Annotated in this window: 11 protein-coding genes and 1 pseudogene; 5 read left to right on the top strand and 7 right to left on the bottom strand. The window is 60.7% G+C overall.

What is annotated here, in order from left to right; all coding sequences use genetic code 11:
* The first annotated feature begins 216 nt into the window (after positions 1-216).
* Positions 217-750 carry a transposase gene (locus D8U60_RS19765; protein ID WP_130900730.1) on the top strand — a complete coding sequence of 178 codons (534 nt, stop codon included), beginning with the start codon at positions 217-219 and terminating at the stop codon, positions 748-750.
* 63 nt (positions 751-813) lie between these two features.
* On the opposite strand, the gene gbcB is transcribed toward D8U60_RS19765, so the two are convergent.
* The gene (gene gbcB / locus D8U60_RS19760) at positions 814-1914 is read right to left on the bottom strand and encodes a glycine-betaine demethylase subunit GbcB (RefSeq protein WP_016772824.1); all 1101 of its coding nucleotides are present in this window, start codon (positions 1912-1914) and stop codon (positions 814-816) included.
* A gap of 296 nt (positions 1915-2210) precedes the next feature.
* Between gbcB and gbcA the strand changes: the two genes are divergently transcribed.
* On the top strand, positions 2211-3506 hold the full coding sequence (gbcA, locus tag D8U60_RS19750) for a glycine-betaine demethylase subunit GbcA (RefSeq protein WP_016772823.1): 1296 nt from the start codon (positions 2211-2213) through the stop codon (positions 3504-3506).
* 928 nt (positions 3507-4434) lie between these two features.
* Here the strand turns inward: gbcA and D8U60_RS19745 are convergent.
* The 6 genes from D8U60_RS19745 to D8U60_RS19720 all read right to left on the bottom strand — a co-directional run bounded on the left by D8U60_RS19745 (position 4435) and on the right by D8U60_RS19720 (position 12160).
* Positions 4435-5205, bottom strand: a complete 771-nt coding sequence (locus D8U60_RS19745) for an electron transfer flavoprotein subunit beta (protein ID WP_024014592.1) — start codon at positions 5203-5205, stop codon at positions 4435-4437.
* 9 nt (positions 5206-5214) lie between these two features.
* A complete protein-coding gene (locus D8U60_RS19740) occupies positions 5215-6435 on the bottom strand; it encodes an electron transfer flavoprotein subunit alpha/FixB family protein (protein WP_071173853.1) in 1221 nt (406 codons plus the stop codon).
* Positions 6435-8384, bottom strand: coding sequence for a dimethylglycine demethylation protein DgcB (gene dgcB / locus D8U60_RS19735; RefSeq protein WP_130900729.1), 1950 nt, complete (start codon positions 8382-8384; stop codon positions 6435-6437). Before dgcB ends, D8U60_RS19740 begins: the two co-directional genes overlap by 1 nt.
* A 113-nt stretch (positions 8385-8497) precedes the next feature.
* Entirely contained in the window at positions 8498-10558 is a 2061-nt protein-coding gene (dgcA, locus tag D8U60_RS19730; protein WP_122881836.1) for a dimethylglycine demethylation protein DgcA, read from the bottom strand.
* A 15-nt stretch (positions 10559-10573) separates the two neighbouring features.
* Positions 10574-11104: a 4-vinyl reductase gene (locus D8U60_RS19725; protein ID WP_039757633.1), complete on the bottom strand. Its 531-nt coding sequence runs from the start codon at positions 11102-11104 to the stop codon at positions 10574-10576.
* A 78-nt stretch (positions 11105-11182) separates the two neighbouring features.
* Complete coding sequence (locus D8U60_RS19720; RefSeq protein WP_007962626.1) at positions 11183-12160, bottom strand: dipeptidase; 978 nt, start codon at positions 12158-12160, stop codon at positions 11183-11185.
* Between the two features lie 231 nt (positions 12161-12391).
* Here D8U60_RS19720 and D8U60_RS19715 point away from each other — a divergent pair, with 231 nt between their 5' ends.
* From D8U60_RS19715 to D8U60_RS19705, 3 genes and pseudogenes are all read left to right on the top strand, one after another.
* Positions 12392-12793, top strand: coding sequence for a lysozyme inhibitor LprI family protein (locus D8U60_RS19715; protein WP_024014598.1), 402 nt, complete (start codon positions 12392-12394; stop codon positions 12791-12793).
* A gap of 19 nt (positions 12794-12812) precedes the next feature.
* Positions 12813-13031, top strand: a pseudogene (locus tag D8U60_RS19710) (helix-turn-helix transcriptional regulator); the annotation flags it as partial.
* 28 nt (positions 13032-13059) lie between these two features.
* On the top strand, positions 13060-13476 hold the full coding sequence (locus D8U60_RS19705; protein WP_016772815.1) for a DUF3010 family protein: 417 nt from the start codon (positions 13060-13062) through the stop codon (positions 13474-13476).
* Positions 13477-13495: the final 19 nt, after the last annotated feature.

The raw sequence follows: 13495 nt of genomic DNA, 5'->3' as shown, positions 1-13495 counted from the left end.
CAATGACGCAGAGCGTCAGTGGCTGCATTCCCACGCAGAGCGTGGGAACGATCTTAGGTCGGGAATGACTTTTCCCACTGTAGTTGCAGACGTCTCTTCTAGCACGTTCCCTACTCCGGCCTCACCCTGATCGTTCCCACGCTCTGCGTGGTAATGCATCTCGGGACGCTCCGCGTTCCATCTCATTCGCACCGCAAGATTCAAGGATCGAATCCCATGGGCCGCAGCCGCTATACGATTACCGAAGCCGACAAACCGCATTTCCTGACCTGCACCGTGATGGAGTGGTTGCCGCTGTTCATCCGCCCGTACATCGTTGAGCACCTGCTCAACTGCTGGCGATATCAGCAGACACATCATGACTTGAAGCTATACGGCTACGTGATTCTGGAAAACCATCTTCACTTTGTCGCCCAAGCGCCTGACCTGAGCAAATGCCTCAGCCAGTTCAAGTCCTTCACCGCGCGACAAATCATCAATGACTTGCAAACCAAAGGCGCCGACAAAGCCTTGCAGCGTCTGCGCTTCAGCAAACGCGCGCATAAGCAGGACCGGGTGTATCAACTGTGGCAAGAAGGCACGCACGCGGAAATGGTCTACAGCGAATCGGTGATGCGCCAAAAGCTTGAATACATCCACAACAATCCGGTGAAACGCGGATATGTGGACTTACCGGAGCATTGGCGTTATTCGAGTGCCAGGGACTACGCGGGAATCGAGGGTATGATCGACGTTCAGCGCTGGTATTGAAATGGGACGCGGAGCGTCCCGGGCGGCATTCCCACGCGGAGCGTGGGAGCGATCATAAAAGCCTCAGAACTCAATCCGCACATCCCCCTTCGGCACGCTGCAGCACGACAAGATAAACCCTTCGGCCTCGTCATCCTCGGTAATCCCGCCGTTGTGCTCCATCTCCACTTCGCCGCCCAGTTTCATCACCTTGCACGTTCCGCAGATACCCATGCCGCAGGCTTTCGGGATCATCAAGCCAAGTTTGGCGGCTGCCGCGTGGACGGTTTCGCCCGGGCCGACGCGAATGCTTTTGCCGGAGGCGGTGAATTCGACCTGGTGCAGATCCGCGGCGTCGATTTCCGGCGCATCGGCGGCTTGTTCGGCCTGTTCCACCGCGTCGGCGCGGGCCTCGGGTGGCGTGGCGCCGAAGGATTCTTCGTGGTAGCGCGACATGTCGTAGCCGGCCGCTTCCAGCAGGCGCTTGACCGCAGTCATGTATGGCGTCGGGCCGCAGCAGAACACTTCGCGTTCGAGGAAGTCCGGAACCATCAGTTCGAGCATCTTGTGATTCAGGTAACCGCGATAACCGGCCCATGGCTCACCGAGGCCGTGCTTTTCGCAGATCAGGTGCAGGCTGAAGTTGTCGATCCGCGACGCCATGTGCTCGAGTTCGCGGTGGTAAATGATGTCTTTCGGCGAGCGCGCGCTGTGCACGAACGTCATGTCAACGTTGGCGTTGGTGTCGTAGAACCAGCGCGCCATCGACATGCACGGGGTGATGCCGACGCCGCCGCTCAAATACAGAACCTTCGGGCTCGGGAAGTCGATCGCGTTGAACAGCCCGACCGGGCCGTGCACCGCCAGCTCCTGACCTTCATGCAAAGTGTCGTGCAACCAGTTCGAGACCTTGCCGCCCGGCACGCGTTTGATCGTCACCGAAAAGCTGTACGGCACCGACGGCGAGCTGGAAATCGTGTACGAGCGCATGATCGGCTGGCCTTCGATTTCCAGCTCCAGCGTGACGAACTGCCCCGGCTTGAAGAAGAACAGGATCGGCTGGTCGGCCATAAAGCAGAAGGTGCGCACATCCCAGGTTTCCTGGATGACTTTGACGCAACGGACAATGTGTCGGCCATTGGCCCAGGTCTGGGTGGTGACCGGATTCAGGAAGCTGTTGGACATGCTGTTCTCCACGGCCGACTGTCGGCCTCTTGTCGGCGATTCTGCGTATAGCGCAGACCGTGCGTTTACCTATCCGCGACATTGACATACTTATCGCGACCAGCCCTTGAACACCGGGGCTTGCGCGTCGGGAACAGATTGCGCCATGTCGCGCATGGATAAGGTTCCCCCCAGCGCCGGCCCCACACTCGCCCCAACACAAGACGACTTCTTTACACCTTGCGTAGCAACCGTTTTGCAGCACACCTGATCAGCCACTTTCGCCGGCCACGCAGAGGGCCATGAGGATTACATCGATGGACGTCACCGCAAAAATCAGCCTGGGCGATCCGCTGGAACCCGCACGCAAGGCCACCGCACAAATGCTGCAGGAGCGCGAGCGCACCTTTTCCCTGCCGCAACCGTTCTACAGCGACGAGCGCCTGTTCGATATCGATATGCAGGAGATCTTCCAAAAGGAATGGTTGATCGCCGGCATGACCTGCGAGATCCCGGCCAAGGGCAACTACCTGACCCTGCAGGTCGGCAAGAACCCGATCATCGTCATTCGCGGCGCCGAGGGCGTGGTGCACGCGTTCCACAACGTCTGCCGCCACCGTGGCTCGCGCCTGTGCACCAGTGAAAAAGGCAAAGTCGCCAAACTGGTCTGCCATTACCACCAGTGGACTTACGAACTGGACGGGCGCCTGCTGTTCGCCGGCACCGAGATGGGCGCCGACTTCGACATGAAGCAGTACGGCCTGAAACCGGTGAACGTGAAAACCGCTGGCGGCTACATCTTCATCAGCCTGGCGGAGAACCCGCCGGCCATCGATGACTTCCTGTCGACGCTTAACCATTACATGGAACCGTACGACATGGAGAACACCAAGGTGGCGATCACCACCACCTTGATGGAAAAGGCCAACTGGAAACTGGTGCTGGAAAACAACCGTGAGTGCTACCACTGCAACGCGTCGCACCCGGAACTGTTGAAAACCCTGCTGGAGTGGGACGACGTCACCGACCCGCGCGCCGATCAGGCGTTCAAGGATCACGTCGCCGCCTCCGCCGCTGCCTGGGAAGCCGAAAAGATCCCTTACGCTCACGCCAGTTTCGGCTTGCGCAACCGCATCGTGCGCATGCCGCTTCTCAAGGGCACCGTGTCGATGACCCTCGACGGCAAGCAAGGCTGCGCGAAACTGATGGGCCGCATCAAGAACCCGGACCTGGGCTCGATGCGCATCCTGCACCTGCCGCATTCGTGGAACCACTGCATGGGCGATCACATCATCGTCTTCACCGTGTGGCCGATCAGCGCTCAGGAAACCATGGTCACCACCAAGTGGCTGGTGCACAAGGATGCGGTGGAAGGTGTCGATTACGACGTCGAGCGCATGCGCCAGGTGTGGGACGCGACCAACGATCAGGATCGGCGTCTGGCTGAGGAAAACCAGCGCGGGATCAACTCCACCGCTTACCAACCGGGGCCTTATTCCAAGACCTATGAATTCGGCGTGGTCAACTTCGTCGACTGGTACAGCGAGCGGATGTTGAACAACCTTGGGGCAGAGCCAGCGCCTTACCTGAAAGGCGTACCGGTTCAGGGCTGATCAGGAGCAAAAGATCGCAGCCTGCGGCAGCTCCTACAGGTGGAATGCATTCCCCTGTGGGAGCGAGCCTGCACGCGAAGGCGTCCTGACCTACATCACAAGTCTGATTGATCAATTTCCGATCAACCACCCCCGCCCCCATACCCACCAAGCCCTCCAGCCTTCCGCAAACAAGTTATCCACATACCCGCCCACAGCAAATGGGGGTAACTGTGGATGAGTCAAAAAATATCTTGCTGATTTGCAAAGAAAAACCGTGACTTATCCATAAGCATGGTTTCTGAAAACGATTGGTTGTTTTTTGATCGAATCGCTGTAGACCTCATATTTAAAGGGCTCTAGCAGGTAGCAAACACGTTATCCACAGAAGCGCCAACAGAGATCGGGGGTAACTTTGGCTGGCCTGTGGAAAAAACCGTGCGGACGGGGAAAAGTGCTCTTGCGGGACGCATTCTTTGCTTGGACAGCTCATTTGATCAGGAAATGATCAACCTTCCGTAAGCCTTGTTCTATATGGCCTACAGCTGATAGCGAACATCTTATCCACAGAAGCGCCAACAGAGATTGGGGGCAACTTGTCGATTTATACCGAGGGAAAAGCCCGAGAAATCCGTGAGTTACGCTGATCGTTTTTTGACCTTATGGCTGAAAGGCTTGAATGGCGTGGGGTGCGAGCAAGGGCGAACACGTTATCCACAGCTTCGCCAACAGGGAATGTGGGTAAGCCGCTTCCCCTCACCCCAACCCTCTCCCAGAGGGAGAGGGGGCCGACCGCGTCGACTGGTGAGGTTACATCGACCTGAAACATTGTATTGATCTCAGGCTTGGCCAGACCAAGGCCACCGCCATGTCGCAGGTCGGTGTACTTGGCCAATTCGCCGCGGTAGGTCCCCTCTCCCTCTGGGAGAGGGCTAGGGTGAGGGGCTTTTCAGCGGACAACGCCCTCTTCAATCAGCAACTTCAGAATCGCTTCAGCCCCAGCCTGCGCGGTAACGCCCTTGAGCACCTGCCCCCCGCCGCCACTGGCCTTGGCCGTCGCAGCCTTCATCCGGTCGGCGCCGCTCTTGGCCTTGATCACCTTCAAGCGCTTGGGCCGTGGCTTGGCCGGCTGCAGTGTGGCGACGGCCAACAATTGGTCCTCCACCACTTCAACGTCATCGGCGGCCAATTCGCCCCGTCGTGCCGGGCCATACGCGCTCTGCCGAGGCTTCGGTGCGGCGTTATCCACAGTGGCCAGAAACGGCAGTTTGACCTTCAAGCGGCGTCGCTGCCCGCGCGGCAACGCTTGCAGGACCAGCGCCGACCCGTCATTGATCGATTCGACCTGCGCCAGGCCCACCACCAGCGGCCAGCCCAGACCTTCCGCCAGCAGGAACGGCAACATCCCCGAACCTTCCCCGGTTTCCGCCTGGCTACCGGTCAGCACCACTTGCGCACCGGCATCGCGCAGGTACGCGGTCAGCGCCGGCAAGGCATCGGCGCCAGCGGGTTGTTCCAGCACATGCAGCTGTTCCAGGCCCATGCCCAGATAGGCACGCAGGGCCGGTTCGGCAACATCACCGGCGTGCAGCACTTGCAGGTTATCCCCAGCCAGTTGCAGGCCCAGTTCCACCGCGCGCGCATCCTGATCGGCGCGCCGTGGCCGACCTGAGGTCGGGTGAGCACCGATTGAAACCAGACTGATAACGTTCGTGTTCATAGGGTTTCCTTACGCCGCATCGCGCTTGGCTTCGTTGCGGTAAGCCGCGACCGCTTCGATCAACGCTTGCAGAATCTCTGCGCTTTCGCCGATCACCGAAAGGTCGGCACGCTTGATCATGTCGCAACCCGGATCGAGGTTGATCGCCACCACCTTGTCGCAGGCGCCAATGCCTTGCAGGTGCTGGATCGCGCCAGAGATACCCACAGCTACATAGACCCGCGCGGTGACCCAGGTGCCGGACGCGCCGACCTGGCGATCCCGCGCCATGAAGCCATCGTCCACCGCCACCCGCGAAGCGCCTTCGGTGGCGCCGAGGGCTGCTGCCGTTTCGTGAAACAGCTGCCAGTCCTTGACGCCGTTACCGCCGGAGAAGATGAACTCGGCTTCGGCCATCGGAATCGCCGCCGGATCCACCGCTACGGCACCAAGATCTTCGATGCGCGACAAGCTGCGCGCGACGCTTGTGGATAACTCCACTGGCAACGCTTCGTGACGGGTTTCGCTGACCGGCTCCGCGCATTCGGCAGCGGCGAGAATCAACCGCGCCACTGGACGCGCCAAGTCTTGCAATCCGGCCCCGGCGCGGCCGATGCACTCCTGATCCTTGACCTGCCAGACCCGCGTGGCCGGGCGCTCGCCCAAGGCTGCAGCAAAGCGCCGGCCGAGTTCGCCGCCACCGCTGCGGCTGTCCGGCAGCAACCAGTGACGCGGATTGAACTGGTTATCCACAGCGCGCAAGCCCTGCACCCGCTGTTCCGGTGCATAACCGCTGAATTCCTCGCCTTCAAGCACCAGCAGGCGATCGACGCCAGCAGTTTCGAAAGCGCTTTCCTTGTGCTCGCCGAACACCACGGCGAGCACTGCACCATCGCTGCCGGCCAGTTGGTGAGCGAGGCCGAGCAGATCTCGGTCGTGGCTGCTCAGGCGACCGCCGACCATATCCGGCACCACGCTGATGTAGAACGCCGGAGCCGGTACCTGATGCAGCGGCAACTGCACTTCAACAGCAGCGGAACGTTTGACCGCCCCGCCCTGCTGCGCGCCGCTGCGGTCGATCCGTTTGATGCCGTTGGGGCCGATAAAACCCATGCCGTGCAGATTCTTGCGGATGACGCCATTGGGCCCCATCCAGCTGTGCTGCGCCGGTTGCATCGCCGCGTGCAGCGGATGCAAACGGTTACGCGCAATCCATTCGGCGCGCGGGTCGCGGCGGATAATGTCGCTCATCAGTGCACCTCCGCAGGTTCACGTTTGGCCGGCGTGGCAGGCTTGCTTGGCGCGGCGTCCTCGAGCAACGCGTCGGCGACCAGTTCGGCGATGTCCTTGATCAGCGGACGCGGTTCGACCACGCCTTCGAGCATCGCCGTGCACTGTGGACAACCCACCGCCACCAGTTCGGCGCCGGTTTCGCGGATGTCTTCCATGCGCATGTCGGGGATGCGCTGCTTGCCCGGAATGTCAGTGATCGGCGCGCCGCCACCACCGCCGCAGCAGCGCGAGCGGAAGCCGGAACGTTGCATCTCTTTGACTTCGATGCCGAGGGCACGCAGCACTTCGCGCGGCGCTTCGTACTCGCCGTTGTAGCGGCCCAGGTAGCACGGATCGTGATAGGTCACGCTGTTGCCTTTGTGCTGACCGAGGTTGAGCGCGCCGACCTGAATGATTTCCGCCATGTAGGTGCTGTGGTGCTGCACCAGGTAGTTGCCATCGAAGGCGCCGTACTCGTTTTTCAGCACATGGAAACTGTGCGGATCGCAGGTGACGATGCGGTTGAAGCTGTATTTGGCCAACGTCTGGATGTTGCGCTTGGCCAGCAACTGGAACGTCGCTTCGTCGCCGAGACGCCGCGCCACATCGCCGCTGTCACGTTCTTCAAGGCCGAGCACGGCGAAGTCGATGTTGGCCGCTTTCAGCACTTTGACGAACGCGCGCAGGGTTCGCTGGTTGCGCATGTCGAAGGCGCCGTCGCCGACCCAGAACAGCACGTCGGTGGATTTCTTTTCGCTGAGCAGATTGAGATTCAGATCCGCCGCCCAGTTCATCCGCCCGCCCGGGGCGAAACCGCCAGGGTTGTCGGTTGCAATAAGGTTCTCGAGAACTTCGGCACCCTTGTTCGGCGTCGCGCCTTTTTCCAGGGTCAGATGCCGGCGCATGTCGACGATCGCATCGACGTGCTCGATCATCATCGGGCACTCCTCGACGCAGGCGCGGCAGGTGGTGCACGACCACAGGGTTTCGGCGTCGACCAGACCGTTGACGATCGGTTGGTGCGGGTTGCCGCCATGCTCGCCGATCGGTTTGCCTGGATACGGGCTGCCGGCGAACTTCGCGTCAGTGCCGCCGGCGAGGCCGACGACCATGTCCTGAATCAGTTTTTTCGGGTTCAGCGGCTGGCCGGCGGCGAAGGCCGGGCACGCTGCTTCGCACTTGCCGCACTGCACGCAGGCGTCGAAACCGAGCAACTGGTTCCAAGTGAAGTCCTTGGGTTTTTCCACGCCCAGTGGCGCATCGGGATTGTTCAGGTCCAGCGGCTTCAGACCGGTAGAGCGCCCGCCGCCGAAGCGTTCCGGGCGACGGTGCCAGGCCAGGTGCAGTGCTCCGGCAAAGGCGTGTTTCATCGGCCCGCCCCAGGTCATGCCGAAGAACAGTTCCGACACGCCCCACAGCACGCCAACACCGAGAATGGCGGCGAGCACCCAACCGCCGAAGTTTTCCGGCAGGATCCCGGCGACCGGAAGGGTCACCAGGAAAAACGACGCGGAGAAGGCCAGCAGGCTTTTCGGCAGGCGCATCCACGGGCCTTTCGACAGACGCGCAGGCGGATTGACCCGGCGCAGATACATGAAGATCGCGCCGACAAACATCACCGCCGACATCAGCAGCAAGGCGTAGCCGAGGATGCGGTTATGCAGGCCGAAGCCGTGCACCAGAATGGCCAGCACAATCGACGCCACCGCACCGCCCGCCGTGGCAACGTGTGTGTTGGCAATGTATTTGTCCCGCGCGACGACGTGGTGCAGGTCGACCATGTAGCGCTTGGGCATGGCCAGCAGACCGCCGAGCAGATCGACCTTCGCCGCCCGCCCCCGGCGCCACATGTTCATCCGCCGCAACGCGCCGAGGACCGCAAGGCCCAGGGCTGCGAACAACAGGATTGGAAGAAGGGTGTTCAACATCAGAGTCACCTCTGGCGAGCGGCAAGCTGCAAGCTACAAGCGGCAAGAAAGAGCAGCATGGATCGGCTGTGCTTTTACTTGCAGCTTGAAGCTTGTGGCTTGCAGCTGAGCCGTCAAAAATCCTTACAGAGCCGAAGTGCGTCGTAAATGGCGGCGTGTGTATTACGCTGCGCCACGCAGTCGCCGATGCGGAACAGCAAGTAGCCGTCGCCCGCTTCGCTCAGCGAAGGTTGCGGCTGGATCGCGAACAGCGCTTCGACGTCGATCTGGCCCTTGTTGCGCGAGCCGTCCTTGAGGGCGTAGTAGATTTCCTCGTCCGGGCGCACGCCGTTTTCGACGACTACCTGATCGACCACCCGCTCCTCTTTCGCGCCGGTGTATTCGTTCTCCAGCACTGCGATCAGCTTGTCGCCTTCGCGGTAGACCTTCTCCAGCATCATGTCGCCGGTCATGATCACTTCTTTCGGGTACATGCTGCGGTAGTAGGTCGGGAACGACGTGCCGCCGATGGCCACGCCCGGTTTGATGTCGTCGGTGACGATCTCGACCTGGCTGCCCTTGTCGGCGAGGAAGTCGGCGACCGACATGCCGGTGAACTCGCAAATGGTGTCGTAGACCAGCACGTTCTTGCCCGGCGCAACCTTGCCGTCGAGCACGTCCCAACTGCTGACCACCAGCCCTTCGGCCGCGCCCCAGTGCTCGTTCTGCTCAAGGTACGGATGACCGCCAACCGCCAGCACCACGACATCCGGACGCAAGTCCATGATGGTGTCGGCATCCGCCGCCGTGCCCAGGCGCAGATCGACTTTCAGCCGCGCCAGTTCCAGCTGGAACCAACGGGTGATGCCGGCGATCTGGTCACGCTGCGGTGCTTTCGATGCGGTGGTGATCTGCCCGCCGATGAAGGCTTTTTTCTCGAACAGCGTGACGTCGTGGCCACGCTCGGCAGCCACGCGTGCGGCTTCCATCCCGGCCGGGCCGGCACCGACGATCACCACTTTGCGTTTCGGCCCGGTGGATTTCTCGATGATGTGCGGCACGCCCATGTATTCACGGGAGGTCGCGGCGTTCTGGATGCACAGCACGTCCAGACCCTGATACTGACGGTCGATGCAATAGTTGGCGCCGACGCACTGCTTGATCTGGTCGATCTGGCCCATCTTGATCTTGGCGATCAGGTGCGGGTCAGCGATGTGCGCGCGGGTCATGCCGACCATGTCGACGTAACCGCCCTCAAGAATGCGCGTGGCCTGGTTCGGGTCCTTGATGTTCTGCGCGTGCAACACCGGCACCTTGACCACTTCCTTGATCCCGGCAGCCAGGTGCAGGAACGGCTCCGGTGGATAACTCATGTTCGGAATCACGTTGGCCAGGGTGTTGTGGGTGTCGCAACCCGAGCCGACCACGCCGATGAAATCGAGCATGCCGGTGTCGTCGTAATACTTGGCGATCTGCTTCATGTCCTCGTGGGACAAGCCGTCCGGGTGGAACTCGTCACCGCACAGGCGCATGCCCACGCAGAAGTCGTCACCGACCTCGGCGCGCACGGCTTTCAGAACTTCCAGGCCGAACTTCATTCGGCCTTCGAAGGTGCCGCCCCATTCATCGGTACGCTTGTTGACGCGCGGGCTCCAGAACTGGTCGATCATGTGCTGGTGCACGGCCGACAGTTCGACGCCATCGAGGCCACCAGCCTTGGCCCGGCGCGCGGCCTGGGCGTAGTTGCCGATCACTCGCCAGATCTCTTCCGGCTCGATGGTTTTGCAAGTGGCGCGGTGCACCGGTTCACGGATGCCCGAGGGCGACATCAAGGTCGGCCAGTTGAAACCGTCCCAGCGCGAGCGCCGGCCCATGTGGGTAATCTGGATCATGATCTTGGCGCCATGCTTGTGCATGGCGTCGGCCAGATTCTGGAAGTGCGGAATGATCCGATCGGTGGACAGATTGACCGAACTCCACCATTCCTGTGGGCTGTCGATCGCCACCACGGACGAACCGCCGCAGATGGCCAGGCCGATACCGCCCTTGGCTTTCTCTTCGTAGTATTTGACGTAGCGGTCGGTGGTCATGCCACCGTCAGTCGCGTAGACCTCGGCGTGCGCGGTGCTGAGCACGCGGTTGCGGATGGTCAGTTTGCCGATCTGGATCGGCTGGAACATTGCTTCGAAAGCCATGGCACGGTCCTCGGCTTACAACGGCTTGACGATGAACAAGCCGTCATCGTGGCCCTCTTCGGAGCCTCCGTAGACTTGTTCGGCGACAGTACGGATCTTGCTGCCACGGGCTTCGAGAATCTGGTCCATGGCGCCGGCGAACCAGCCGGTGAACATGTAATCGACCTTGCGCCCGACCTTGCCGTACACATAGACGAATGCCGAGTGCTCGAGCTTGACGCTGGCGGTGCCTTTGTCGAGGTCGATGTCCTGGATCTTGAACAGGCCCCAGCCGCGCTGCGACAGGCGCTTCATGTAGTGCTCGAACACCGCGACGCCCTCCAGGCCGTGGCATTCGGCTTCCTTTTCACACCAGTGCCAGGCGGATTTGTAGCCGGCCTTGTAGAGGATCTCGGCATAGGCTTCAGCGCCGAGCACTTCCTCGATGCCCATGTGGTTGTTGACGAAAAAGTGACGCGGCACATACAGCATTGGCAGGGCGTCGGAGGTCCAGACACCGGTCTCGCTGTCGACTTCGATAGGCAATTGCGGGGCGATCTTGGCCATGGAAACTTAACTCCAGAAAATTTTGTGTGTTGCCCCCGACGCGGATGGCCGGGGGAAAGGATTCAGAAGTGCGGCGGCTTATTCGCCCCAGACATCTTTCAAGACGTTGACCCAGTTCTCGCCCATGATCTTGCGCACCACGCGCTCGGAATGGCCGCGCTTGAGCAGGGTTTCGGTGAGGTTGGGGAATTCGCCGACGGTGCGGATGCCCAGCGGGTTGATGATCTTGCCGAAGCTGGTCAGGCGGCGGGCGTAACCCTTGTCGTGGGTCAGGTATTCGAAGAAGTCCTGGCCGTGACCCTGAGTGAAATCGGTGCCGATACCGATGGCGTCTTCGCCAACGATGTTCATGGTGTATTCGATCGCTTCGGCGTAATCGTCGATGGTCGAATCGATGCCCTTGGCGAGGAACGGCGCGAACATGGTCACGCCGACGAAACCGCCGTGGTCGGCAATGAACTTCAGCTCTGCATCGGATTTGTTGCGCGGGTGCTCTTTGAGACCCGACGGCAGGCAGTGCGAATAGCAGACCGGTTTTTTCGATTCGAGAATGACTTCTTCGGAGGTCTTGGAACCGACGTGGGACAGGTCGCACATGACGCCGACGCGGTTCATCTCGGCGACGATCTCGCGACCGAAACCCGACAGGCCGCCGTCACGCTCGTAGCAACCGGTGCCGACCAGATTCTGGGTGTTGTAGCACATCTGCACGATGCCAACGCCGAGCTGCTTGAACACCTCGACATAGCCGATCTGGTCTTCGAAAGCGTGGGCATTCTGGAAGCCGAAGAGGATACCGGTCTTGCCCTGCTCCTTGGCGCGACGGATGTCGGCGGTGGTGCGCACCGGCATCACCAGGTCGCTGTTCTCGCGGATCAGTTTCTGGCTGGCAGCAATGTTGTTCACGGTCGCCTGAAAGCCTTCCCACACCGACACAGTGCAGTTGGCCGCCGTCAGACCGCCCTTGCGCATGTCTTCGAACAGCTCGCGGTTCCATTTGGCAATGATCAGACCGTCGATAACGATGCTGTCGGCGTGTAATTCGGCTGGGCTCATCAGGCGTCCCCTTATTGGCGATTCATGCGCCGAATCGTCTGCCGGCGCTTTGGGGCCAGCATATGCCTCGGTGCCGGGGCGACCGGGTGCAAAAACGACAGGGGAATTGCCGAAAGCGTCAATCCGCGACAAAGGGTCGTCAGCCGCCCTCCTCGGCTGGCTGTTCAAGCCCGCGCGCTTGCGCCAGAATCTGCCGCAGCCTGCACCTACCAACGGATTAGAGCGACCCCAATGAAATCGATCTTCCTCGCCCTGGCACTGATTGCGACCGGCGCCCACGCCGCCGAAGAATCCGAGAACAACCCGTGCGACGCGGTGGAAAACGACATCCAGACCCTGGAATGCTCCGCCTACAGCCGCAGCACCGCCGAAGACCTGCTCAAGGACAACTACGCCAGCCTCAACGAACGCATGCAGGCCGCCTACGGCAAGAACCCGACGCAACTGGCCGACATCACCGCCAAACTGAAAACCGCCCAGCAACAATGGTTGAAGACGCGGGATGCGGATTGCGCGGTGGAAGCGTTCCCGGCCACGGCGGGAAGCAAGGCCTTTACCATTGCGCAGAATGATTGTGTCGCGCGGATGAGTGATGAACGGTCGGAGTTTTTGGAGTCGATCGGGCAGGAATAAACATACAAAGGATAAATCAATGATTCCTCATGAAGTGGTCAGCCATATGGTTGATGGCGCAACACCGATCCGCGCCTGGCGCGAATATCTCAACCTGACTCAGGAAGAAGTGGCCAAGCGCATGGGCATCTCGCAACCGGCGTTTGCCCAGCAGGAAACAGTCGCCAAACCCCGCAAGGCCACCCGCGAGAAAATTGCCGCCGCGTTCGGCATCACAGCCAGTCAGCTTGAGCTGTAGGCTGCCCTCTTTATTCAAAGGAATTCCCATGAACATCTGCGGCATTGAAATCAAAGGCAGCGAAGCGATCATCGCCGTGGCGGCGCTCGACGGTTCGACGTTGAGCCACGTCCCTCTCGCCACAAAAAAGATTGCTCTGGATGACGATGACGAGGCGGCGAACGTGCGGCGGTTTGCGGCGCAGGTGGCGTCGTTTGTGCGGGAAAACTCGGTGGACCGGATCGCGATCAAGAAGCGCAGCAAAAAGGGCGAGTTTGCCGGTGGGCCGACGACGTTCAAGATCGAGGGTGTGTTTCAGTTGCTTGATGGCTGTGAGGTGACGCTGCTGTCGCCACAGACGATCAATGCCCAGGCCAAGAAGCACAATTTCGAGCTGCCGGGGACGTTGAACAAGTATCAGCATGAGGCGTACAAAGCGGCGTGTTCGGCGTTGGTGAAGAAGTAACCAAGAGCAAGATCAAAAG

Origin of the sequence: Pseudomonas sp. Sample_11 (assembly GCF_004307505.1) — a bacterium.
GTDB lineage: Bacteria > Pseudomonadota > Gammaproteobacteria > Pseudomonadales > Pseudomonadaceae > Aquipseudomonas > Aquipseudomonas atacamensis.
This window is presented reverse-complemented; position numbering and strand designations above follow the sequence as displayed.